The sequence below is a fragment of the Vibrio sp. Y29_XK_CS5 genome (assembly GCF_024181835.1).
Classification (GTDB): domain Bacteria; phylum Pseudomonadota; class Gammaproteobacteria; order Enterobacterales; family Vibrionaceae; genus Vibrio; species Vibrio harveyi.
This window is the reverse complement of sequence record NZ_JAMZAM010000002.1, coordinates 561463-585351: the sequence shown is the minus strand read 5'-3', so window position 1 is coordinate 585351 and position 23889 is coordinate 561463. Positions and strand designations below refer to the sequence as shown.

Here is a 23889-nt window from a genome sequence, read left to right as displayed (position 1 = left end):
TTCTCTTATTCGTTTTCTTTGTAATGGTTATTTGATCGTAGGCCAGTTCAGTTCCCACGGAGAAAGCCAAGTGTCGATACCTTGGGATACAATTTCATTGTGCCATTTACTGCCAAGCGCTTTATGCTCGCGTGGATCGCAAACAAAGCAGTGTGTTTCATCTTGATACGGGAAACACAATGAAAATGCATGCAAGTAACCACGGTCAGCGTCATTACCTGCATTATAAATAGGATCACCAACAATACCCGAACCAACGGATTTTAATGCCACACGAATTTGGTGTGTTTTGCCAGTATGCGGCTTGCATAAAAACAGGCGCTCTCCCGGCTCTGCAGCGAGAGAAAAGAATTGGGTAATCGCTGGATTCGTTTTGCTGTTGACCAGTTTCCATGAAGAACGACGAGAGCGTTCCATGTCCCCCACTACCAGCCCTTGCTTCTTCTTAGGCTTTTTCGAACCAATCGCAAGATAGAACTTCTCGACTTGACGATCTGCAAATGCTTGCGACAACGCGCTTGCTACTTTTACGTTGCGACCCAAAAGCAAAATTCCAGACGTCATTTTGTCGAGGCGGTGAATAAGATACAACTGCTCATCACCACTTTGTTTCGCTACTTCTTGCAGCAACATAGTTTCACCATCGTCCTTATGTACTGAGACGTTGGGATGTTTATTGATGATCAGAAAATCTGGATGGGTGTGTAGAATGTCGAACATAAAAAACTGGCTCCACGTTTGGAGCCAGAAGTATACCGATTCTAAGCAATTAGGCGAGCTTAAACTTACCCACCAGCGCTTCCAATTCTTGAACTTTACGGTTCAGACCTTCTACGCTTTGCGAGCTGTCATTCGCTAATTGTAATGAACGGTTTGAGATGTCGCTGATCGATGTAATATCGGCAGCAATTTCTTTCGTCACTGCGGTTTGCTCTTCCGCTGCTGTCGCGATTGAGTTAACCATGCTTTGAACATGAGCCGCACCAGAAACGATTTCTTCCAGTGAGTTCACCGCTCCCGAGCTTTGACTCACGCCAATTTCAACCAAACGACAGCCATCTTCCGTGTAAGTCACTGCCTCTTGAGTGCCGACTTGAATCGCTTGGATGATCTCACCGACCTCTTGTGTTGCCTTCGTTGTGCGTTCAGCCAGAGCGCGTACTTCATCGGCAACCACAGCAAAGCCACGACCAAACTCACCTGCACGTGCCGCTTCGATTGCCGCGTTCAATGCCAGCAGGTTCGTCTGCTCGGCAATGTCTTCAATCACTTTGATAACCGCGCCGATTTTCTCACCATGAGAACCTAGGCTGTTCATCTGCACCGACATATCCGACATTTGCTGTGATACCTGTTGAATGCTCTCCACCATCTCAACAATCACGGTGCGACCTTGTTCAGCGGTTGATTCCGACTTGCGTGCTTCTTCAAACGTCGCAGCACCTTGCTCTGCAACTTGAGAAATGGTCAAGCTCAACTCTTCTGCCGCAGTCGCAATCAAGTTAGCTTTATCAGATTGGCTACTTGCACCCGACACAATATCTTGGCTCACAACTGACAGCTCGCCGGTAACCGATTTCACTTCTTCCGATACGAGCGAAATCGAACCAATAAGGCTAGTCAATGATGCTTGCATCTTATTTAGAGAAGTCGCTAGGTTAGCCAGCTCGTCACCCGATTTATCTTCAATCGGTTCTACCGTTAAATCGCCTTCCGCGACACGTTGCGCTAACTCATCGAGCTTACTCAAACGGTGAGTAATTGAATTGGACAATAAGTACGCAATAACGGCTGTTGCAATCAGCGCAATCGAACCAAGCACATAAATCGTCAGTTCAATGCTATTAAACGAATCCGAAAGGTCCAGTAGCGCTTCACTGGTACTTTGGCGACCGTCCGTTGATGCTGCATCAAGGATAGATTCAATCGGTGCTAGGTTAGCGTTATAAAGAGAGCGAAGGCGCGCAACGTTCTCTTCAACGTTTTCTAGACCAAGATTAGTCAAAATTTGCGACTCAAAGTCACGAGTGAAATTACTCATATAACGTTCAACTTTTTCAACATTACGGTAATCTTCGCCACCAACCGTTTCCAAAAGTTTGACTTCAGCAATCGCTGCTGCAAATTCTTGTTTATTTACTTGGTACTCCGCCTGAGCACCCGATACACCTACGATGCTACCTAATGCATCACGATAAACATCACCAGCTTCATCGATCAAAATTAAGTACTGAACAGTTTCAGGAACATCGTCCGTTCTCACCTCGTCAGCCACTTCGTGCGAGTTCAATACTTCTAATGTGATAATTCCAATCATCACCAGCATGATTGCTAAGATTGCACCAAAACTCGCGTACAGTTTTTTACGAACAGACATTGTCACTAATAACCTACCTTACCCTTGTCTTCTATTTTCTAACTTAGTTCATCCACATATTTACACATGCTTTGTAAGGCTTATCGGAACGTTCAACTGCAACTTTAACACTTATTTTTGTGATCCAGCTCTCTTTGCGAGTCGTCTCACAATTAATACCCATTATTAATATGAATTCACTCAATCCTATAAATAATGAATATAAAAAACGGGAGCCTGTGAAGACTCCCGTTTATTAATTTTTGAATTTAGCTGAATGCTTTTCGCTTATAGCTTCTTAGAGAAGATACCTGCGAGGGCAATGATACCAATACCAAGTAGCATGATTTCGCCTTTACCGCTGTCGAAACCAGACTTGATGCCCATGAAAGCTACGATTGCGATAGCGACTGGGATTACGTATTTAACTAGGTTGTACCAAAGACCAAATAGAGGGAAAGAAACTTTACCGTCGTTAGTGATCTCTTTTTCAAGGTCAGCACGGTTTAGACGCCAGCCTGCAAAGATACATACCAACATACCGCCAACCGCTAGGAAGATCTTATCTGTTAGTAGGTCGAAGATATCAAATGCGCCCGTACCGAATAGGGTTGGACCAACACCACCAAGTGATAGTGACGCGAACACACATAGTGTTGCCATTACGACACTCGCAGACAGTACTGCTGTTGAACGCTTCAGACCTTTCTCATCGATTAGGTAAGAAACAACTACCTCTAGTAGAGATACAGAAGACGTCAGTGCCGCAACAGTAAGACCAATGAAGAACATCAGAGCAAATAGAAGACCAATTACGCCGCCCATTTCAGCAAACAGTTGAGGTACAACTACGAAGACTAGACCTGGACCTGCTGCTGGCTCCATACCAAATGCGAACATTGCAGGGAACATAGCTACACCCGCTAGGATTGCAACACCTGTGTCCATTGCCGTAACCATACCAGTTGTTTGAACTAGGTTCTCTTTCTTCTTCAGGTAAGAACCGTATGTCATCATACAACCCATACCCAGACTTAGAGAGAAGAATGCCTGACCTAGCGCCGCTAGAACGACATTGCTGTCTACTTTTGAGAAGTCTGGCATGAACAGGAACTCAAGACCTGCCATTGCGCCCGGTAGCATCAGACCTTTCACTGATACAACGATCAGGATAAGGAATAGAAGAGGCATTAGGATTTTACCCGCTTTCTCGATACCGCCAGAAATACCTTTCATTACGATAACGATGTTTAGGAACAGGTAAACACCCATCCACATTAGCGGTTGAACTGGATCAGAAATGAAGCCGCCGAAGCTGTCACCAATTGCTTCAGGAGCACTTAGTAGACCACCGCCTACTTTAAAGATGTACGCTAACGCCCAGCCACCTACTACAGGGTAGAAACCCATGATCAATAGACCACTCAGTACGCCGATAACACCCGTAAAGGTCCAACGACGATCAGTCGATTTGAAAGCACCTACTGCTGAAAGACCTGTCTTACGACCAATAGCGAACTCAGTAAGCATGACGCTAAAGCCGATAAAAATAACAAACAAAAGGTAAATTGCAACGAACGCACCGCCGCCGCTCTCACCAGCTGTGTAAGGGAATTTCCATATATTGCCTAAACCGACAGCGGAACCCGCTGCTGCCATTACGAAGCCTAGTTTAGACCCCCACGTATCACGTGGTGCTGCTGTATTTGTAGCCACGCTTTTTCTCCAAAATGTTTTGTTGTGTTTGCATAGAGATAGGCGTCTAGAATATGTTCGTGTAAATATTAATGTACACTTTATAAGATGTTTGTGTGACGCTCTATGTATGGCAAGTAAAGCAGTTTAACTTTAAAATTGGAACCCCGAATAGCACATTTATCGCGCAAATGTATCATTGTTCACGCTAAATGCTGTTTTTTTGCGCAAAAGTTAAAGTTTCATCCAACTTTTCACACCTAAGTAACACATTACCCCGTTATAAAATCTATTTCACAACATAAAATCACCTAACCGTGTTGGTATGAAAATAGTTTCCCGTTACGTCATTTCCGCTTAATATCCATATTGGGCTTATTACTTTTGGCGTATATGGACAAGTTCTATCACTTTCTCACCCTAGCTAGCATCGGGCTTTATTGGTTCCTAGTGGCTGGTGTTACTATTCGTGTCGTATTAAAACGTCGCGCTGTTAGCGTCTCTCTTGCATGGCTGATGATCATCTACATCCTGCCAGTGCTTGGTGTTGCTTGTTATTTCTTATTTGGTGAGCTTAACCTTGGTCGAAAACGTGCAGAACGGGCTAAAGTGATGTTCACACCGTTCCAACAATGGTTCACTCAGTTAAATGATTGTAACGCGCATGTTCCAGAAGCAATGGGGCGTCATATCTATCGCATTGATGAGCTATGTAACAACCGTTTGGGTCTTCCTGCATTAAGTGGTAACACACTTTCACTTCAGCAATCACCGGATGAGATCCTTCATTCCATCATTGAAGATATCGAAAACGCACAGCACAGCATTCGAATGGTGTTCTACATTTGGCACCCAGGAGGCTTAGCCGATTCAGTCGCTTCTGCACTGATTCAAGCGGCAAAACGTGGCGTAGACGTAAAACTGCTTCTTGACTCTGCTGGTAGTCCGCGCTTCTTCCGCAGTCATTGGTATAAGATGATGAAGGATGCGGGCATCGATGTAGTACAAGCATTGGAAGTTAAAATGTGGCGTATCTTCCTGCGCCGTTTGGACTTGCGTCAGCATCGTAAGATCATCGTGATTGATGACGAAATTGCTTATACAGGCTCAATGAACTTGGTCGACCCTGCTTTCTTTAAACAAAGCAGTGGTGTTGGTCAGTGGATTGACATCATGGTGCGAATTACCGGTCCTACGGTCAACGTGCTAAGTGCCATTCACTGCTGGGATTGGGAAGTAGAAACAGGTGAACGTCAGTTACCTAAACACCCAGAGTGCCGCATTGACAACAGCGATGAGTTTCAACATCCAATTCAGGTGGTTCCATCTGGTCCGGGGATGCCGGAGTACTTGATTTACCAAGTACTGACTTTGGCGATCAACCAAGCGAATCGCTCGGTGAGGATCACCACACCTTACTTCGTACCAAGCTCTGATTTACTCGAAACATTAAAAATGACCGCACAACGTGGCATCGATGTTGAGCTGATCATCCCGCACAAAAACGATTCCATGATGGTGCAATGGGCATCGCGAGCTTTCTACAGTGAGTTGATGGCTGCTGGTGTGAAAATCTACGAATTCTATGGCGGTTTATTGCACACTAAATCGGTGGTGATTGATGATCAATTCTGTCTGGTCGGCACGGTAAACATGGATATGCGCAGCTTGTGGCTCAACTTTGAAGTGACTCTGGCAGTAGATGACGAAGAGTTCACCAAGCAAATGTCGTGGCTGCAGGACACCTACATCCAACAATCACACACTGTTGATAAAGAAGAATGGGAGAAGCGCAGTATCTTCTCTCGTTTCTTGGAACGTGTTTTCTATCTATTTAACCCATTGCTATAACAAATGAGTTATACCCAAGTAACCTCGAGATGCTAGGTTCAGCGAGAATGACTTGGTTTGTAGACGCGGCGGCGATTTAAAGGTCTAGTGGGTCTAAATCAAGAATCGACAACAAAGTATACAAACCAAGACAACTCGCCCTTTGGGAGCGTGTCATTGACTCGACTTCTGCGTCAAACAACTTGGAAAGAGCTGGCTATTACGCTGCGTTGTTTTCCTTGACCTCGAATCAATGACTACGCTCTGAATCCTGCATCTTGAAGTCACTTGGGTATAAAGCTAATAAATCTCTACAAAACCGACAGTTCTATGCTGTCGGTTTTCTTTATCTGTTGCACTTTCTCACTGTTTTTCGCTCTATGCTCTGACGAGTCGTTTCATTTCTACTTTTCCCTTGCAAACCACCCTTGGTCCATGTTTTAAATATTGAAAATCGTAATTTAGACAGGGAATTTTTATGTCAGAAGGCAAAAAGACCAAACTCGTTACCGCAGGTCGTGATAAGAAGTGGACAAATGGCGTGGTAAACCCACCAGTGCAGCGCGCTTCTACTATAGTGTTTGATACCGTCGCAGAAAAAAACCAAGCGATGATCAATCGTACGAATAAAACCCTGTTTTACGGACGCCGTGGTACAAACACACACTTTGCCTTTCAAGATGCCATGGTAGAGGTCGAAGGCGGCGCAGGGTGTGCCCTTTACCCATGTGGCACGGCGGCGATTTCTAATGCCATCTTGTCTTTTGTCGAAACGGGCGACCATATCTTAATGGTGGATACCTGCTACGAACCTACTCGCGATTTCTGTGACACCATCATGAAGAAGATGGGTGTAGAGACAACTTACTTCGATCCTATGATCGGCGCAGGCATTCGTGACCTTATTCAGCCGAATACTAAAGTGCTTTTCCTTGAGTCTCCTGGTTCCATTACCATGGAAGTGATGGATGTCCCTACCCTAGCAAGCACTGCACACGAACAAGACATCATTGTAATGTTGGATAACACATGGGGCGCGGGGGTGAACTTCTCACCATTCGAGCACGGCGTGGATATCTCTATCCAAGCAGCAACCAAATACATTGTTGGTCACTCAGATGTAATGCTGGGTACGGCGGTTGCTTCTGAGAAGTACTGGGATCAGCTACGCGAGCAGAGCTACCTAATGGGTCAATGTGTTTCTCCTGATGATGCATATCTAGGTCTGCGTGGTATTCGCACACTTGATGTACGCTTACGCCAACACGCGGAAAACAGTCTAAAAGTCGCGCAATGGTTAGCAGCTCGTCCTGAAGTTGACCACGTTCGTCACCCTGCTCTAGAGAGTTGTCCGGGTCACGAATTCTATAAACGCGATTTTACTGGCGGTAACGGTCTGTTCTCATTCGTGTTGAAAAGCTCGTACCCGAAAGCCACCACAGCATTGTTGGATGGTATGAAGCACTTCAGCATGGGTTATTCATGGGGTGGGTTTGAGAGTTTGATTTTAGCTAACGAGCCAAAGAGCTTTAATAGCTTGCGCACAGTGGCGAATCCAAATTTCGAAGGTACATTGGTACGTCTACACATTGGTTTAGAAGATGTAGAAGACTTAATCGCCGATCTTGAAGCTGGCTTTGCTCGATACAATGCATTAGTGCTAGAAAAAGAAGCCTCTTTATAAGCATTCAGAACAATTATTAAATAGCCTCGTACTGCGAGGCTATTTTTTTACCTCTCATTATAGAGTTACTAACTCATTGTCTTAATTAGAATTAACTAACATTCTAATATTCATCAATCCAATGTTAATTGAATCTGTTGATTTTCTTTTGAGTAATCACAGATTAAAACAATGTGCCACAAACGAACTTCTCAACCGCAAAACTTATCTCCTATTTTATAAAACTCATAAGAGGTCATACCACAAGGAGATAGTTTTGAAACTCAGATTCATAACAACAATGCTTTTCGTTTTAAGCACCCTACCTTTTGCATCTGCCAACGCCAGTGGTTACACAGAAACCAAATACCCCATCGTACTTGTCCATGGTTTATTTGGTTTTGATTCCCTTGCCGGAGTCGATTACTTCTATGGCATCCCACATGCTCTAACGAAAGATGGCGCGACGGTTTATGTCGCTCAAGTCTCCGCAACCAACAGCAGTGAAGCACGTGGAGAGCAGCTCTTGGCTCAAGTAGAAACGTTGCTTGCTGCTACAGGCGCGGAAAAGGTCAATTTGATTGGGCACAGCCATGGTGGACCAACAACACGTTATGTTGCTTCTGTACGCCCAGATTTAGTGGCGTCCGTTACCAGTATTGGAGGGGTGAACAAAGGATCAAAAGTAGCTGATATTGTGCGTGGAACGGTTCCTGAAGGCTCCATCAGTGAAGGTGTCGCGGTGAAGCTAGCAGAAGGGCTAGTGACTCTCATTAATCTACTTTCCGGTGGCACTGATCTCGACCAAGACCCACTAGCTTCCTTAGCGGCACTAACCACCGAAGGTTCTTTGGCGTTCAACCAGCATTACCCTGAAGGCATTCCAACCAGTGAATGTGGAGATGGAGACCTATTGGCGTCTAACGGTGTGCATTACTACTCATGGACTGGCTCTTCCAACTTTACCAACCTGTTTGATCCAACAGACGGCGCAATGGTGGTTTTAGGTTTGGCGTTTGATAGTCCAAATGATGGTCTCGTGGGCACGTGCAGCACTCACTTGGGGAAAGTGATTCGTGATGATTACAAGATGAATCATCTGGATGAAATCAACGGGCTGCTAGGTATCCATCATTTGTTCGAAACGGATCCAGTCACATTGTATCGCCAACATGCAAACCGCCTAAAACAGCAAGGTCTATAAGAAGGAAGCCATTATGAAGAAAGTCGCTCTCATCACCTTATTCATCGTATCACTCATTGGTGTAGGAGCGGCTTATCTGTTTCCATCGTCTCCACCTTCACAACTTATAAAAGCTCAGTCACAACAGGACACCAGTATTGATCTCTCTTCTCAAAAAGACTTCTTTGAATACACTCTGAGCGGTCTAGGAGAACAAAGCCTTGAAGAAATCAAAGCCAACGTAAAAACTGGTGAATCACAACTAGATTCACTGGGTATCAGCGCAGAACTGTTCGAGACCTATCTTGCATACAAAAAAGCACTATCCAAGCTAGAACCGTTCGAAGGAAATTCGTTGTCATTAAACGAACTGAAGCAGCTAAATGACGCAATCTTAGCGATGCAAAGCGCGTTTTTTACTGACGAACAAATTGCTCAACTTTTCGATGAAGAAAATCGCTTACGCCAGTTAGCAATAGATAAACTCGCCATTCGAGAAACCGAATTAGACGCGGATTCTCAACAACAAATGCTTGAAGAAAACCTCGCCTCTCAACCTAAGTACATTCAACAAAGTGAGCGCAACAACGCGCTAGTGATTGAACTAAATCAGACCTCAGAAATGTCTGCACAGGAGAAGTATTTGGCTCGTGTTGATTTGGTGGGTGAAGAAGGCGCCGAACGACTACAAGCTCTGGATGAACAACGAGCTTCGTTTAACGTATCACTCAACGATTATTTAGAGAAACGTGCGGAGATCATCAACAATGATTTCCTCGGCGAAGAAGAAAAGAAAACAGAAATCACCGGATTAAGAGAACAAAGCTTCGAGCAAAACCAATGGCGTCGCATAGAAGCTTTGGAAAGGATTCATGATAGTAAATCTAAAAACTAATTCAGTTTTTTAGGACAACCAACAATGTGGTCATCGACCATACCTACTGCTTGCATGAAGGCGTAGCAAATGGTCTCACCAACAAACTTAAAGCCTTTCTTTTTGAGGAACTTACTCATCGCTTTGGATTGTTCTGTCGATACTGGCACTTGGCTCATGTCTGTCCAGTGATTCACGATTGGTTTGCCATCAACAAATTGCCATAGCGCCGCGGAAAGGCTTCCGTATTCTTCTATCAGTTGCTTTGCCGCTTTAGCATTGCTGAATACCGAATTAATTTTGCCGCGATGCTTAACCACGTCGAAGCTTTCAACGATGAATTCGGTACGCACTTCATCGCGTTGAATCAGCTTATCTAAGTCATAGTTTTCAAACGCTTCTCGATAACCTTCACGCTTTTTCAAAATCGTAATCCAGCTTAAACCGGCTTGCGCACCTTCTAGCGTGATGAATTCGAACAATACCGTATCGTCGTGTACCGGCACACCCCATTCAGTATCGTGATATTCGCGTTCAAGTGGATGGTTCATCGCCCATGCACACGTATTCTGTTCCATATTTAATCCTTATAAAAACGCCCCTGACGTTAGCCAGAGGCGCTCTAGAACGTTACTTAAACTAAGTCGTTACTTCGGCACTGCCACCTTGTGGAATAGACGATACAACACTGGCACGACAATTAGTGTCAGTACGGTCGCAAAACCTAAACCAAACATGATGGTTACAGCCATTGGTTTAAAGAAGATATCCGGTAGTAGAGGAATCATACCTAGAATGGTTGTGATTGCAGCCATGCATACTGGACGCACACGACTTACTGCGGCATCCACCACTGCGTCGTACGCTTCTTTACCCGACTTCATTTCAATCTCAATCTGATCAAGCAGTACGATACCATTTTTCAGTACCATCCCCGACAGACTCAAGAAACCCAGTAATGCCATAAAGCCAAACGGCGTATTCAACACCAATAGACCGGTTGTCACACCAATTAATGCCAAAGGTACTGTTAACCAAACAATAAGAGGCTCTTTGATTGAGTTAAACAAGAAGATGGTGATCAAGAACATAAACAAGTAACCCATAGGCATCGTGGTAAACAACGACGCTTTTGCATCACCTGATGACTCATACTCACCACCCCACTCTAGTGAGTAACCTGGTGGCATTTCGATCGCTTCAATCTGCGGCTGTAGACGTGCTTGCAATGTTGCCGCTGTCTCTTCACCTAGGATATCTGGATCTGCCATTACCGTTAGCATGCGCTTACGGTTCTTACGCACAATGATTGGGTCTTCCCAACGCATGTCGTAACCCATAGTTACTTGTTGTAGAGGAATAAATTCACTCTGCGCTGGGCTCCAAATTTTCATGCCTTCGATGTTACGAATGTCGATACGCTCATCTTCCGGAAGACGCGCAACAATCGGCATCAGAGTTGTACCATCGCGGTATAAACCAATATTCATACCAGAGAAGGACATCGATAAGAAATCATCCACATCCGATTTAGTAATGCCGTAACGACGAGCTTGGCTTTCATTAAACTGAGGCTCAAGCACTTGTGTACGTTCACGCCAGTCGTGACGAATGTTCGTTGCTCCCGGGTCGGCGTACATCACATCCATCACTTGTGCAGCAATAGTACGCAGCACCGTTGGGTCAGAACCAATAATGCGCGCTTCAATCTTCGCACCGCCACCAGGACCCAATTCAATTTGCTTCAATTTGTAATTGATTTCTGGGTAGTTGGATTTGATGTGCTCTCTAAAGCGCTCCATAAGTGGTGCTAACGCTTCGTAGTTCTCGACACGCGTAGTGATCTCACCATAAGCCGCGTAGCTTTTCTCTGGGGCATAAGTCAGCATGAAGCGCTGCAAACCCTTACCTGCGGTGGTAGTGATATGTTCAACGTGATCTTGCTCAGCAAGCCAGCCTTCCAGTTCTTTCAGCGTATCATTCGTAGCTCGAATATCCGTACCCTCTGGCAACCAAACATCCAACTGGAAAATAGGGGTGGTTGAAGATGGGAAGAAGGCTTGTTTCACATAGGTGAAGCCGTAAACACTCGCCGCTAGACCTGCCACCAAGACAACAACAGTAAACCACGCTCGGCGCATACAGAAGCTTAAGAACTTCTTATACATAACGAAGATGATGCCATTGTATGGATCATTGTCTTCGCCTTCACCACTCTTAATTTTCTGACCTTTGAAGAAAATATCAGCGAAGAAAGGCGTCAACGAAATAGCGGTAAACCAGCTCAGCATTAACGAGATAAGCAGTACGGTAAACAAGGTACCACAGTACTCACCCGTCGAGTCTTCTGATAGACCGATTGGTGCAAAAGCAGTAACAGCGATAACCGTCGCGCCTAAAAGCGGCCATTTGGTTTGCGTGACGATATCCGTCGCAGCTTGAAGTCTCGTTCGTCCTTTTTGAGTCCCGATGAGTATCCCTTCCACGACGACGATGGCGTTATCCACCAGCATACCCAGAGCAATAACCAATGCCCCAAGAGAGATACGTTGTAAATCGATGGCTAAGTACTTCATAAAAATGAAGGTACCTAGTACAGTCAGTAGCAAGATCAGACCAATAAGCAGACCGGAGCGTAAACCCATAAAGAACAATAGAACGATGATTACGATACCAACGGCTTGAGCCAAACTGATAACAAAGCCACTCACCGACTTATCTACTTCTTTTGGCTGATTGTAGATTTCTGAAATTTGAACGCCTACTGGCTGTTGGTACTTCAGTTCTGCAACTCGACGATCAAATGCCTTGCCAACTTCAACAACGTTGACCCCTTTAGCAAATGAAATCCCCAAGTTCAGCGCCAACTCACCATTGTAGTTAATGATGTTGGTTGGAACTTCTACATAACCTCGTTTAATTTCGGCAACGTCTTTTAAGAAAATCAGACCTTGTGCACCAGACTCGGTGATCAATAAGTCACCTAGCTCATCTACGCTTTGAAACTCACCGGTAGGTTGAATACGAATGTACTCATCACCGATACGGATCGCACCTGCATCAGAAACTACGTTTTGGGTCGAAAGTAAGTTAAAAACGGTTGTCGGAGATAGCCCCAAACTGCTCAGCTTTTTCATCGAGATTTCGATGAACACTTGCTCTTGCTGTTGACCAGATACCGAGACCTTACTTACCCCATCAACCAGTTCAAGTTCACGCCTTAAATAATCAACGTAATCGAGCAACTCTTTATAACTGTATCCGTCACCAGTTACCGCAAGCAAAATCCCGTATACATCGCCGAAGTCATCAATCACCGATGGGTCATTGACACCCGGTGGTAATGTACCTTTTAGGTCATTAACCTTACGACGTAGTTCATCCCAAATCTGTGGTAAATCATCCGGACCATAGTTGTTTTTCATGGTCACTGTAATTTGAGATAGACCACGACTGGAAATGGAGTTCACTTCATCCACGTAGGTTAATTGCTGAATCGCTTTCTCTATCGGATAAGTAACTTCTTCTTCCACTTGTTGTGGCGTTGCCCCCGGATAAGAGGTCACTACCATTGCGTCTTTAATAGTAAAGGCTGGATCTTCAAGACGCCCTAATCCAAAGAACGCCGCAACACCACCAATCAAGAAGATCAGCGACACCATCCAACTGATTACGCGGTTTCTAATGAAATACGCCGCAATACCCGTTACGTTTTCATCATCTTGTTGAGGCGCAACGTTATTTTGTTCACTCATTGAGTTGCCTCCTGCTTAACCACTTCCACTTTCATGCCTTCTCTCAATCGAGCCACACCTGCGACAACGACTTTGTCATCAAGCTCTAGACCATCAAGAATTTGAACCGATGTTTTTGATGCTTTGCCCGCTCGTACTTGCTTGCGAGTGACGGTATTGTCGTCATTTAGCACCCAAACAAATTTGTTTTCTCGGCTTAAATCATCGCCATCAGCATTGAAAATCGCTTCAATCGGAACATTGATACCAACATTCAATTCCAAGCCAACATTCTCATCTTTAGACGTCACATCAACAGCCATACCGTCAAGAATGTACTCTTGGTCTGGCATAGGCAGTGATAAGGTGACGGTAAATGTGCCAGTATCTGGATCTGGTTCGGTCGTGAATTCTTTGATGTGGGCTTTGTATTCATTACCACTTGGTACACGAACTACCGCATCAATTTTGGCAAGATTTTCCGACGTCGGCGGCTGTTTGACATAGAGGCGATCCGGAAGTTGGATCAGCACTTCAACACGATCAACACTATGAATGTTCACGATGTACTGCCCAACTTGAATATTTTCAAACTGGTCAACGTTGACGCGTGAGATGATGCCGTCAACAGGCGCTTTAAGTTGAGTAAAAGACAGTCGAAGTTTGGCTAACTCCAATTCAGCAAGTGCGATTTGACGTTGTGCTGCAATCTCATCGAATTGAGATTTCGCTAATAAACCTTTTTTCACCAAAGGTGCAGAGCGACGATACTGGCTATCGACGACGGAAAAACGTGCCGAAGCATTATCAACATCAAGCTGATAATCCGTAGGATCCAGTGTGGCAATGACATCGCCTTTAATGACCTTATCACCCTCTTTCACCAACACTCGGCTCACCTCACCCGCAACACGGAAACTCAAATGCGAACGGTCAGCCGCATTGGCAATAGCAGGGAAATAAAGATTATCATCGACTCGCTTTCCTTCCAGAGAAGCGACTCTCACACGAGGTGTTTCTAGTTCTCTTTCAGGTCCTTTGTCACCACAACCAGCGAGCAATACCGTAGAGCAAAGCGTCGTTAAAGCTAAGATTCCTTTCATGTTACAGCCCTCGCTCCTTAACCCATTCTCGAACCTTAATACCCGGTTCGATCACGTTCACGCCAGAGATAATGATTTGATCACCATCTTGCAGTCCTTCCTCGATTTGCTGCTTATCGTTTAACGCGACAGACACTTTCTCAACAATACCTTGGTCATTGACACGCCAAACACAGGTTTTGCCATCTTCAGTAAATATCGCGGAGCTTGGAATTCGGGTGGCACCTGCATTTTCAGAAACTAAATGCACGTTACCGGACATACCCGGCAATATCCCCACCCCTTCTGGTCGTTCCATTACCATGGTGACTTTGTAACTACCAGTTTTAGGGTCTGCTTCAGTATCAATTTCTTGGAAGGTTAACTCGAAAGAACGCTCTGGGAATGCATCAAACGTCATGGAGGCGTACGCATTTGCACCTTGAGTAAATTTACTTAACAAGTGATCAGGCAGTTGGAACAGTACCTTCATTACTTGGTTAGTCTGAATATTCATGACGCCTTCTTTTGCCGCCACATACTCATGGTTTTCTGCTGGGAGATAAGAAATCGTGCCGTCATAAGGGGCAACAAGTTTGGTGTATCTTAGGTTTGCTTTTGCCTGATTCCACTGGGCTTTGGCCGAGTTGTGATTGGCTTTTGCTGCATCAAAATCTTGTTCCGAGACCACTTGTTCTTTACGAAGCTTTTTCGAACGCTCGTATTGAACGTCAGCAAGGGTGTAATTTGCACGGGCTTGTTTTTCGAGTAGTGAATACTCATCGGGGTTGAGCACGGCAAGCACATCGCCTTTATTGACCATTTGACCTGCGTTTACTTCTATCGATTGAAGCAAACCAGGGACACGAAATGCGAGTACTGCTCGATCACCAGCTTCTGTAGTGGCAGGAAAATGTCTTTCAAACTGAGCATTGCCTACAGAAACAGTGAAGAGTTTGGCGGGCCGAGATTCGGGTTCAGGGACTGGTGGCAGCTCTTTACCACACCCCGAAAGAACCGTCATGACAGCGATTGGAATGAGCGCTTTTCTCATGTGAATTCATCCATTTAACATCCATTCTTTTTAAGGTAGATGAATTTATGACATTCTTCTAGAGCATCTGAATCTAATTTTTCTTTAAAATGAGCTATTTGAGACAAAAATAAAGCAGACCGAGGTCTGCTTTATCAATAAATTCATAATTAATTATCAGAGCTTATTAAATTCTCTGTTTACGCGATAGGCATCAGAGGTGACATACGCTTCCATACTTCGAATCTTATTATCAAGACGACTGAAGTCGTTTTCTAGCACACTGAGCAACTGATCTGGGCTTTGCCCTTTTTGCCACGGTTTGCTCTTCAATGTATGTTCCTGTTGCGACTTAATGTTTTCGGTATAAGTCATTGGCTGCTTTTCTAACATGAAGGTCATCGCAATGTATGCCAACAAGACAAGGAAAGTACCACCAAGCAAGGCTGCGGAAATCACAACGATACGAATCAACCAAACTTCTGCACCAAAGTAGTTTGCCACTCCGGCACACACGCCGGAGATTTTACCGTTTACAGGGTCACGATACAGTTCTCGTTTACTCATACTTGCGTCTCCACGTTGGGGATTCTGCATCTAGGATACGCTCCAATGTATCAACTCGAGACTGCATCGCTTCCGCTTTCTCAGACAGCACCTGAAGACGCTCTAGATCTTGGCTCGACAGTGCACTATCTGCTTTGCGTTTGCTACGATAGTGTAAGAAGAGCCATAGTGGAGCGACAAAGATTAAAAAGACAATCAATGGTCCAGTAATAAAAAATGTCGACATAAATGGCTCCTTTCTTATTTATTGTTTGATGACATCTGTTCTTTCAGTTTTGCCAACTCTTTTTCGATTTCATCTTGTGCTTGTAGCTCGGCAAACTCTTGGTCTAAAGATTTTGCGTTGCCAGTTTTTGCGTAAAGATCTGCTTCTGCTTCCATCTCGTCAATTTTACGAGAGTACTGTTCGAACTTTGCCATCGCTTCGTTTGTGCGACCTGCATGCAGTTGTTTTTGAACATCACGACGGTTAGATGCCGTTTGGTTGCGAATTGCTAATGCTTGTTGCTTAGCGCGCGTTTCAGCAATTTTGTTTTCTAGTTTACCGATTTCACCGGTTAGCTTCTCGATGGTTTCTTCAACCAACGTTTGCTCAGTATGAAGACCTTTAATGACTTGCTCTAACTTTTGCTTTTCAATCAGAGCTGCGCGAGCCAAATCTTCACGCTCTTTCACTAAAGCTAGGCTTGCTTTTTGCCCCCACTCAGTGATTTGCTCTTCTAGAGCTTCGACTTTGCGAGCCAACTCTTTTTTATCTGCAATCGCTTTAGCCGAGTTAGTACGCACTTCTACAAGTGTGTCTTCCATTTCTTGGATGATAAGACGGATCATTTTTTCAGGATCTTCCGCCTTGTCTAGCAATGCACTGATGTTTGAGTTAACGATATCTGCAAAACGAGAAAAAATACCCATAACGGAACTCCTCTTTTTTCCTATTAAAACTCGACAAGGCGGTTATTCACCTTGTGTCTCCATTTAGATATTACAAGTAGCGTGCCAACTTTTATTTCCCTTAATAAACAGCAAGTTAAGCATTTTGTTGTTGTTGCATACCGTTATGCTATGATGGTTTTTACCAACTGTTGGTAAATTTCACCAACTCCAATACTGTAAATCATGGCAAGATAGAAAATAAGAAGGATTTTATGAAGCAAAACCTCATCGGTGAATCGCCTGCTTTTCTCGCCGTATTAGATAAAGTATCACAACTTGCGCCAATTGAGCGCCCTGTCCTCATAATTGGAGAACGAGGCACAGGTAAAGAACTCATCGCGCAACGTTTACACTATTTATCAAAGCGTTGGGATAAACCACTGCTTTCCCTAAACTGTGCGACATTAAGCGAAGGTTTGATTGATTCTGAGCTTTTTGGTCATGAGTCCGGCTCATTTACTGGCTCTAAAGGCAAGCACAAAGGACGTTTTGAACGCGCAGAGGGTGGCACACTATTTCTCGATGAATTGGCGACCGCTCCTCTCCTCGTTCAAGAAAAACTTTTGCGTGTGATTGAATATGGGGAATACGAGCGCGTTGGTGGGCATACTGCATTAAACGCTGATGTACGTTTGGTGTGTGCAACCAATGCAGACTTACCAAAGTTGGCGGAACAAGGCGATTTCCGAGCGGATTTACTCGATCGCTTGGCGTTTGACGTCATCATGCTTCCTCCTTTACGTGAAAGAAAAGAAGACATTCTCTCTCTTGCCGAGCATTACGCGATCAAAATGTGTCGTGAACTCCAACTTGAATACTTCGTCGGTTTTACGGAGCAAGCGCAGCAATCGCTCCTAGACTACGAATGGCCAGGTAACGTACGTGAACTTAAGAATGTCATTGAGCGTGCCATATACCGTCATGGATTGAACTCAGATCCGATTGAACACTTGATCTTTAACCCATTTGAAACGGGTTGGGAGAACGCATTGGGTCACTCTGCGAGTCAAGAAGAACCAGAAACACCACAAGCCGCACAAAAAGCAGAAATACACTTCCCGTTGGATTACAAGCAGTGGCAAGAAGACCAAGATATTGAATTGCTCAACCGTGCGTTGGAAGAAGCCAAGTTTAACCAGCGTCAAGCCGCAGAGCTGTTAGGTCTGAGCTACCATCAACTAAGAGGCATGGTGAGAAAATATGGCTTAGTTGGTCAAGGATAAACGTCCTTGCACCAAGTTAACTATCATTGCTCTCTAGCGATGTCTCACTCTATCAATTGATCACTATACCCAAGTGACTTCAAGATGCAGGATTCAGAGCGTTATCTCTGGTTCCCTGTTTAATGAAAGCAAGCAAGGAAGACAACGCTGGATAATAATCGGCTCTTTCCTAGCGGTTTGACACAGCAGCCAGGTCAATAGCACGCTCTCGAAGGGCGAGTTGACTTGGGTATATAATGATAAAACGAACCGCGGTGCGAAAGGCGCTATTGCACGTACGTTGTGAGCAATTTCAAGAGGCAAAACAGGTCAACGACCAGAAATGATACGGTAATTTGATCTAACACCCTGCAGCTCAACGATTTTATGTTTGGAGCGAGTTGGCAAAAGTGATAAATTAGCGAGATCATTTTCGCTTGTCATACCCGGTGCTATAACGCGCTGGGAGCAAGCAAAGTCCAATGACCATTTCATATTATGAATGCTTTTATAAGACTATCGCTGAGCCTAATTGGTATTAGCTTACTCACCGCCTGTGGTGACGAAATCGATCACAATGATATTCGAGAGAATGGCTTTGTGTTTTGTGGGCAAGGTAAGCCAACCACATTCAACCCTCAGCTAATTGACAGCGGCATTACAGCCGAAGCATTAAGTCCTCAGCTTTATGACACGCTGCTCACGCTCGATCCTAAATCTCATCAACCCATCGCGAACCTTGCTGAGAGCTGGTCGGTGAATGAAGAAGGCACCGAATATACGTTTAATCTTAAGCGTGGTGTTCAGTTCCAAAAGACTTCATGGTTCACACCAACTCGACCATTCAACGCGCAAGACGTGGTATTTAGCTTTAAGCGAATCATTGATGTAGACCATCCGTTTCACGACGTCGGTGGTGGTTTTTATCCATGGTTTGCAGGTTTAGATTTCCAAAACCTAGTTAAAGATGTGATTGTGCTGGATGACCACACGGTTAAATTTGTTCTGACTCAACCTAACTTTGCTTTTTTGGCAAACATTGCCACCAGCCATGCTGTGCTTCTCTCTGCAGAATATGGTCAGCAGTTAACAGCAAAGGATGAGAAAGCACAAATTGATATGCTGCCTATCGGTACCGGTCCATATCAACTAAAAGAGTATCAAGTGAACGACTTGATTCGTTTAGAGCGCCATCCTAAATACTGGAAATCGCCGGCAAAAATGGAGCAAGTCGTATTCGATATTTCCCACCGTGGTACGGGCACACTCGCTAAGCTACTGAGAAATGAGTGCGATGTCTTGGCTTCACCGATCTCTAGCCAAATCCCGATCATCCAAGAAACAGAAGAGCTGGAATTAACCGCAACACCTGCTAACAACGTGTCCTTTATTGCGATTAATACTGAGCACCCTGCTCTGCGCGATGCTCGAGTTCGCCAAGCCTTGAATCTGGCGATCAACCGCCAGAACATTCTTGACTCGGTTTATTACGGTACGGGGACTCAAGCTTATACACTGCTTCCACCAAACTCTTGGGCTTACCAAAAAGACAGCGTGAAAATACGTTATGACCGTAATTATGCTTTAGCCCTACTTCGAGAAGCAGGTTACGAGAAAGGTCTGCAACTGACGATGTGGGTCCCATTAGAGCCTCGCGCTTTCAACCCTAGCCCGCGTAAAACCGCAGAACTTATCCAAGCTAACTTTGCCGATATCGGTGTTGAGTTACGCCTACTGACCGATGATCGCTTTGAGCGCACACAGCTCGAAACCATCAACGATGTTGATTTGCTCTTAACTGGCTGGATTGGTGATACTGGCGATCCTGACAACTTCTTCCGTCCGCTGCTTTCTTGTGAATCTGAGCGGGTGGGTTTAAACGTTTCAATGTGGTGTAACGATGATTTTGACTTCCTGCTCGATCTCGCATTAGAGACACAGCAGCAGCGTTACCGCTTGAACCTATACCGCCAAGCGCAGAATATTCTGAATGAAGAGTTTCCAGTTATCCCATTAGCTCACGGCGTTCAGTTCCGTGTTCACGATAAATCGCTGAAAGGTTTTAAATCGAGCCCTTTCAATGCGCAACCTTTTGATAGAGTTGAGAGAATTCATTAATGTTTTGGTACGCCGTAAGACGTCTTAATCTATTTGTCATCACTTTGATGATTCTCACTTTGGTGGGCTTTTCACTCTTGCGTTTAGATCCAACATCTCATTGGGCAAATGTAGAGTTTTGGTCGGGCTGGCAAAGCTACCTAGTTGAGTTGTCTCAGCTCAATTTCGGTATCAGCAAAAATGGCAACCCAATCTATGAAGAGTTAGCGGTGGTGTTCCCTGCAACGCTAGAGCTGTGCTTTTTCGCCTTTGTTGTGTCACTGCTGATCGGTATTCCACTCGGTACAATAGCGGGCATGAAACAAGGAAAATGGTTAGATACCAGCATCTCGTTCGTTTCTATGTCTGGTTATTCCGCCCCTATTTTCTGGGTTGCGCTGATGTTGATTATGGTCTTTTCACTTCAATATCATGTCTTCCCTGTCGCGGGACGCTATGACCTTCTTTACGAAATTGACCATGTGACAGGCTTCGCCATTATCGATGCATTTATGGCAAAAGGTGAATACCGAGCTCATGCGCTACAAAGCGTTATTGAGCATATGGTTCTTCCTTGTTTGGTTCTAGCTCTAACACCAACCACACAGGTCATCGGTTTGATGCGTGCATCAGTGGCAGAAGTGATGAGCCAAAACTACATCCGTGCGGCACGAATCAAAGGTTTATCAAACCGTGAGATCGTGACACAACACGTATTACGCAATGCGATTCCACCCATCATTCCAAAGGTTGGGGTTCAGCTTTCAAGCATGATTACGTTAGCTATCATTACTGAGTCTATCTTCAACTGGCCAGGCATTGGGCGCTGGTTGTTGGACGCTCTTTCGAATCAAGACTATGCGTCAATTCAAGCTGGTGTCATGGTTCTGGCGACCCTTGTTTTAACTGCCAACATCCTTTCGGATTTGATTGGTGCCATGATCAACCCTCTGGTGAGAAAGGAATGGTATGCTAACAAATAACGTCTATCAGGAAGAGCGCATTCCGACTCAGTTCGAACGATTCTGGCGTAGCTACCGCGCGAACAGCTTGGCAATGTTTGGCTTGTGGTGCTTGATCTTCATTGTGCTGATCACCATTTTTGCACCTTTAATTGCCCCTTATGATCCTCAAGCTCAATCTGGCGAATTGCTTGTGCCGCCATCATGGGCACCAGCTGGCACGGTTGATTACTTCCTGGGGACTGACGATTTAGGTCGTGACATTCTTTCGCGCCTTATTATGGGCTCTCAACTGACGTTCGGTGCTGCAGTTGCAATTACGGCGATAGCAGCGTTGATCGGTTGTTTCATTGGTGTTTTAGCGGGCATGACTAAAGGCCTGCTCTCCAGTACCTTAAACCACTTGCTCGACACCGTGATGTCTATTCCATCACTACTGCTCGCGATCATTTTCGTGGCATTCTTAGGCTTTGGTGAGTTCAATATTCTTCTGGCCATCTGCTTAGCTCTGATCCCACGTTTTATCCGTTCGGTCTATATTGCCGTGCATACCGAGGTTGAAAAAGATTACATCATGGCAGCACGTCTGGATGGTGCGAACGATTTTTATCTGCTGTGGAACTCTATTCTACCTAACGTATTAACGGTTATCGCCGCAGAAATTACCCTTGCACTCTCAGTTGCTATTCTAGATATCACTGCGCTTGGTTTCCTCGGCTTAGGTGCCCAAGCACCAAGTACTGAATGGGGAGCAATTCTAGGTGACTCTGTTGAGCTCATTTACATTGCACCATGGACAGTAACACTACCAGGTCTCACCATTATGTTTACCGTGGTTGTTCTAAACTTAGTGGGTGAAGGTGTACGCCAAGCTCTCAATGCGGGGATCGAATAATGCCGTTATTAGATATTCGACATTTAACCATTGAAATTGAAACGCCCTCAGGTTTGGTGAAAGCCGTAGACCGCATGAGTATTACCCTGAATGAAGGGGAAATCCGGGGTTTAGTAGGCGAATCAGGCTCGGGCAAAAGCTTGGTGGCCAAAGCCATTGTAGGCGTTTGTAAAGACAACTGGAAAGTGACCGCAGACCGAATGCGTCTTGGCAATATTGACCTGCTTCAACTGACGCCAAAAGAACGCCGAAGAGTGATTGCGCGAGACATCGCCATGATATTCCAAGAGCCTTCAACGTGTTTGGACCCCTCAGAAGAAGTAGGACGTCAGTTGATAGAATCGATCCCGTCTCGCTCTTTTGAAGGTAAATGGTGGGAACGCTTTAAGTGGCGTAAAAAACAGGCCATCGCCCTACTCCATAAAGTGGGTATCAAAGATCATAAACGCTTAATGGGCAGTTACCCGTACGAGCTAACCGATGGTGAATGTCAAAAAGTCATGATCGCAATGGCTATTGCAACTAAGCCAAAAATCTTGATTGCCGATGAACCAACAAACGACCTTGATCCAATTACACAATCGCAAATCTTGCGTTTGTTGAGTCGTATGAACCAACTCAACAACACCACCATTGTGTTGATCGGGCACGACTTGACGACCATTACACAATGGGCAAATCGCATTACCGTAATGTACTGTGGTCAATCGGTGGAATCAGCAGATACCGATAAACTCATCGAAGCACCTAAACACCCTTATACTGCTGCGCTGCTAAAAGCGATGCCCGATTTCAATGATTGGATTCCTCATAAACAGAAACTGCAATCGCTGCCAGGCTCAATCCCTCCGTTGCAGCACTTACCGATTGGTTGCCGTTTAGGACCTCGTTGTCCTTATGCACAAAGACAATGTGTCGAAATTCCGCATACCAAACGAATTAAGAACCATAAATTTAACTGCCACTTCCCATTGAACACGGAGAAACATTCATGAGTGCGTTGCTTGAAGTCGATAACCTATCGAAACAGTTTGTCACGCGCTCAGGTCTGTTCAAACGCACAGTCAAAGAGGCAGTAAAGCCGGTCAGCTTCAGTTTAGAGCCGGGGCAAACTATCGGCTTTATCGGACAAAATGGGTCAGGCAAGTCGACGCTAGCACGTATGTTAGCTGGCGTTGTTGAGCCGAGTTCCGGTGAGATTCGAGTGAACGGTGAACGTCTCGAACACAAAGATTACTCGACGCGCTGTAAGCTGATTCGCATGATTTTCCAAGACCCAAACACCTCTTTGAACCCACGAATTCAGATAGGTCGAATTTTGGAAGGTCCGTTAAAGCGAAACACGAACATGCCGCCAGATGCACGTATGAAGCGTGTGAAAGAAACCTTACTTCGAGTTGGTCTGCTGCCGGAACATGCGTACTTCTACCCTCAAATGCTCGCAGCAGGTCAGAAACAACGCGTGTGCCTTGCTCGTGCATTGATCCTTCAGCCTTCGATCATTGTGGCTGACGAAGCACTCAATGGTCTCGACATGGCGATGCGCTCTCAGATCATCAACCTCTTCTTAGAGCTGCAAGAAGAGATGGGACTGTCCTTTGTTTATGTATCTCAGCATATTGGGATCGTAAAACACATTACCGACAAAGTGATGGTGATGCACGAAGGCGAAGTTGTGGAGTTTGGTGAAACTAACCAAGTACTTACCAATCCAGAGCACGCTATTACTCAACGATTGGTCGAGAGTCACTTTTACAAAGCGCCAAGCCACTAATCCTTGTCT

20 protein-coding genes are annotated in these 23889 nt (G+C 45.0%); 10 read left to right on the top strand and 10 right to left on the bottom strand.

Going from position 1 to position 23889, the window contains the following annotated elements; all coding sequences use genetic code 11:
• Positions 1–27: 27 nt before the first annotated feature.
• The 3 genes from NL647_RS12880 to NL647_RS12870 form a co-directional block, all read right to left on the bottom strand.
• A complete protein-coding gene (locus NL647_RS12880) occupies positions 28–720 on the bottom strand; it encodes a TIGR01621 family pseudouridine synthase (RefSeq protein WP_253650238.1) in 693 nt (230 codons plus the stop codon).
• 49 nt (positions 721–769) lie between these two features.
• Complete coding sequence (locus NL647_RS12875; protein ID WP_009701605.1) at positions 770–2383, bottom strand: methyl-accepting chemotaxis protein; 1614 nt, start codon at positions 2381–2383, stop codon at positions 770–772.
• Positions 2384–2644: 261 nt separating this feature from the next.
• Positions 2645–4072 carry a sodium-dependent transporter gene (locus NL647_RS12870; protein WP_005450673.1) on the bottom strand — a complete coding sequence of 476 codons (1428 nt, stop codon included), beginning with the start codon at positions 4070–4072 and terminating at the stop codon, positions 2645–2647.
• A 372-nt stretch (positions 4073–4444) separates the two neighbouring features.
• Between NL647_RS12870 and cls the strand changes: the two genes are divergently transcribed.
• From cls to NL647_RS12850, 4 genes are all read left to right on the top strand, one after another.
• Positions 4445–5902 (top strand): cardiolipin synthase, encoded by a 1458-nt coding sequence (gene cls, locus NL647_RS12865; protein WP_005450675.1) that lies wholly within the window; start codon positions 4445–4447, stop codon positions 5900–5902.
• A 457-nt stretch (positions 5903–6359) separates the two neighbouring features.
• On the top strand, positions 6360–7565 hold the full coding sequence (locus tag NL647_RS12860; RefSeq protein WP_253650237.1) for a cystathionine beta-lyase: 1206 nt from the start codon (positions 6360–6362) through the stop codon (positions 7563–7565).
• A 280-nt stretch (positions 7566–7845) separates the two neighbouring features.
• Complete coding sequence (locus tag NL647_RS12855) at positions 7846–8748, top strand: triacylglycerol lipase (RefSeq protein ID WP_009698161.1); 903 nt, start codon at positions 7846–7848, stop codon at positions 8746–8748.
• A gap of 13 nt (positions 8749–8761) precedes the next feature.
• Positions 8762–9622 (top strand): lipase secretion chaperone, encoded by an 861-nt coding sequence (locus NL647_RS12850; RefSeq protein ID WP_253650236.1) that lies wholly within the window; start codon positions 8762–8764, stop codon positions 9620–9622.
• Here NL647_RS12850 and NL647_RS12845 read toward each other — a convergent pair.
• From NL647_RS12845 to pspA, 7 genes are all read right to left on the bottom strand, one after another.
• Positions 9619–10179, bottom strand: a complete 561-nt coding sequence (locus NL647_RS12845; protein WP_009698163.1) for a DNA-3-methyladenine glycosylase I — start codon at positions 10177–10179, stop codon at positions 9619–9621. The two genes, NL647_RS12850 and NL647_RS12845, sit on opposite strands and share 4 nt — an antisense overlap.
• 69 nt (positions 10180–10248) lie before the next feature.
• The gene (gene vmeI, locus NL647_RS12840) at positions 10249–13356 is read right to left on the bottom strand and encodes an efflux RND transporter permease subunit VmeI (RefSeq protein ID WP_253650235.1); all 3108 of its coding nucleotides are present in this window, start codon (positions 13354–13356) and stop codon (positions 10249–10251) included.
• On the bottom strand, positions 13353–14438 hold the full coding sequence (locus NL647_RS12835) for an efflux RND transporter periplasmic adaptor subunit (protein ID WP_009698164.1): 1086 nt from the start codon (positions 14436–14438) through the stop codon (positions 13353–13355). The genes vmeI and NL647_RS12835 overlap by 4 nt, the downstream gene beginning before the upstream one ends.
• Before the next feature lies 1 nt (position 14439).
• Positions 14440–15471, bottom strand: a complete 1032-nt coding sequence (locus NL647_RS12830; RefSeq protein WP_005450692.1) for an efflux RND transporter periplasmic adaptor subunit — start codon at positions 15469–15471, stop codon at positions 14440–14442.
• Between the two features lie 156 nt (positions 15472–15627).
• On the bottom strand, positions 15628–16017 hold the full coding sequence (gene pspC, locus NL647_RS12825) for an envelope stress response membrane protein PspC (protein WP_005450693.1): 390 nt from the start codon (positions 16015–16017) through the stop codon (positions 15628–15630).
• Positions 16010–16243: an envelope stress response membrane protein PspB gene (gene pspB, locus NL647_RS12820; RefSeq protein ID WP_005450695.1), complete on the bottom strand. Its 234-nt coding sequence runs from the start codon at positions 16241–16243 to the stop codon at positions 16010–16012. The genes pspC and pspB overlap by 8 nt, the downstream gene beginning before the upstream one ends.
• 14 nt (positions 16244–16257) lie before the next feature.
• Positions 16258–16929, bottom strand: coding sequence for a phage shock protein PspA (gene pspA, locus NL647_RS12815; protein WP_005450697.1), 672 nt, complete (start codon positions 16927–16929; stop codon positions 16258–16260).
• Positions 16930–17162: 233 nt separating this feature from the next.
• Between pspA and pspF the strand changes: the two genes are divergently transcribed.
• From pspF to NL647_RS12785, 6 genes are all read left to right on the top strand, one after another.
• On the top strand, positions 17163–18173 hold the full coding sequence (gene pspF, locus NL647_RS12810; protein ID WP_253650234.1) for a phage shock protein operon transcriptional activator: 1011 nt from the start codon (positions 17163–17165) through the stop codon (positions 18171–18173).
• A gap of 477 nt (positions 18174–18650) precedes the next feature.
• Positions 18651–20270 carry an ABC transporter substrate-binding protein SapA gene (sapA, locus tag NL647_RS12805; RefSeq protein WP_253650233.1) on the top strand — a complete coding sequence of 540 codons (1620 nt, stop codon included), beginning with the start codon at positions 18651–18653 and terminating at the stop codon, positions 20268–20270.
• Complete coding sequence (locus NL647_RS12800; RefSeq protein ID WP_005450705.1) at positions 20270–21232, top strand: ABC transporter permease subunit; 963 nt, start codon at positions 20270–20272, stop codon at positions 21230–21232. Before sapA ends, NL647_RS12800 begins: the two co-directional genes overlap by 1 nt.
• On the top strand, positions 21219–22106 hold the full coding sequence (locus NL647_RS12795; protein ID WP_005450707.1) for an ABC transporter permease subunit: 888 nt from the start codon (positions 21219–21221) through the stop codon (positions 22104–22106). The genes NL647_RS12800 and NL647_RS12795 overlap by 14 nt, the downstream gene beginning before the upstream one ends.
• Positions 22106–23101: an oligopeptide/dipeptide ABC transporter ATP-binding protein gene (locus NL647_RS12790; RefSeq protein WP_005450708.1), complete on the top strand. Its 996-nt coding sequence runs from the start codon at positions 22106–22108 to the stop codon at positions 23099–23101. Before NL647_RS12795 ends, NL647_RS12790 begins: the two co-directional genes overlap by 1 nt.
• Positions 23098–23880: an ABC transporter ATP-binding protein gene (locus NL647_RS12785; RefSeq protein WP_005450710.1), complete on the top strand. Its 783-nt coding sequence runs from the start codon at positions 23098–23100 to the stop codon at positions 23878–23880. Before NL647_RS12790 ends, NL647_RS12785 begins: the two co-directional genes overlap by 4 nt.
• Positions 23881–23889 lie beyond the last annotated feature (9 nt).

Excerpts from the sequence above, each read along its gene's own strand:
- NL647_RS12880 (WP_253650238.1), bottom strand. The coding sequence starts at position 720 with ATGTTCGACATTCTACACACCCATCCAGATTTTCTGATCATCAATAAA.
- cls (WP_005450675.1), top strand. The coding sequence starts at position 4,445 with ATGGACAAGTTCTATCACTTTCTCACCCTAGCTAGCATCGGGCTTTAT.
- NL647_RS12860 (WP_253650237.1), top strand. The coding sequence starts at position 6,360 with ATGTCAGAAGGCAAAAAGACCAAACTCGTTACCGCAGGTCGTGATAAG.
- NL647_RS12855 (WP_009698161.1), top strand. The coding sequence starts at position 7,846 with ATGCTTTTCGTTTTAAGCACCCTACCTTTTGCATCTGCCAACGCCAGT.
- NL647_RS12850 (WP_253650236.1), top strand. The coding sequence starts at position 8,762 with ATGAAGAAAGTCGCTCTCATCACCTTATTCATCGTATCACTCATTGGT.
- NL647_RS12845 (WP_009698163.1), bottom strand. The coding sequence starts at position 10,179 with ATGGAACAGAATACGTGTGCATGGGCGATGAACCATCCACTTGAACGC.
- vmeI (WP_253650235.1), bottom strand. The coding sequence starts at position 13,356 with ATGAGTGAACAAAATAACGTTGCGCCTCAACAAGATGATGAAAACGTA.
- NL647_RS12835 (WP_009698164.1), bottom strand. The coding sequence starts at position 14,438 with ATGAAAGGAATCTTAGCTTTAACGACGCTTTGCTCTACGGTATTGCTC.
- NL647_RS12830 (WP_005450692.1), bottom strand. The coding sequence starts at position 15,471 with ATGAGAAAAGCGCTCATTCCAATCGCTGTCATGACGGTTCTTTCGGGG.
- pspC (WP_005450693.1), bottom strand. The coding sequence starts at position 16,017 with ATGAGTAAACGAGAACTGTATCGTGACCCTGTAAACGGTAAAATCTCC.
- pspB (WP_005450695.1), bottom strand. The coding sequence starts at position 16,243 with ATGTCGACATTTTTTATTACTGGACCATTGATTGTCTTTTTAATCTTT.
- pspA (WP_005450697.1), bottom strand. The coding sequence starts at position 16,929 with ATGGGTATTTTTTCTCGTTTTGCAGATATCGTTAACTCAAACATCAGT.
- pspF (WP_253650234.1), top strand. The coding sequence starts at position 17,163 with ATGAAGCAAAACCTCATCGGTGAATCGCCTGCTTTTCTCGCCGTATTA.
- sapA (WP_253650233.1), top strand. The coding sequence starts at position 18,651 with ATGAATGCTTTTATAAGACTATCGCTGAGCCTAATTGGTATTAGCTTA.
- NL647_RS12800 (WP_005450705.1), top strand. The coding sequence starts at position 20,270 with ATGTTTTGGTACGCCGTAAGACGTCTTAATCTATTTGTCATCACTTTG.
- NL647_RS12795 (WP_005450707.1), top strand. The coding sequence starts at position 21,219 with ATGCTAACAAATAACGTCTATCAGGAAGAGCGCATTCCGACTCAGTTC.
- NL647_RS12790 (WP_005450708.1), top strand. The coding sequence starts at position 22,106 with ATGCCGTTATTAGATATTCGACATTTAACCATTGAAATTGAAACGCCC.
- NL647_RS12785 (WP_005450710.1), top strand. The coding sequence starts at position 23,098 with ATGAGTGCGTTGCTTGAAGTCGATAACCTATCGAAACAGTTTGTCACG.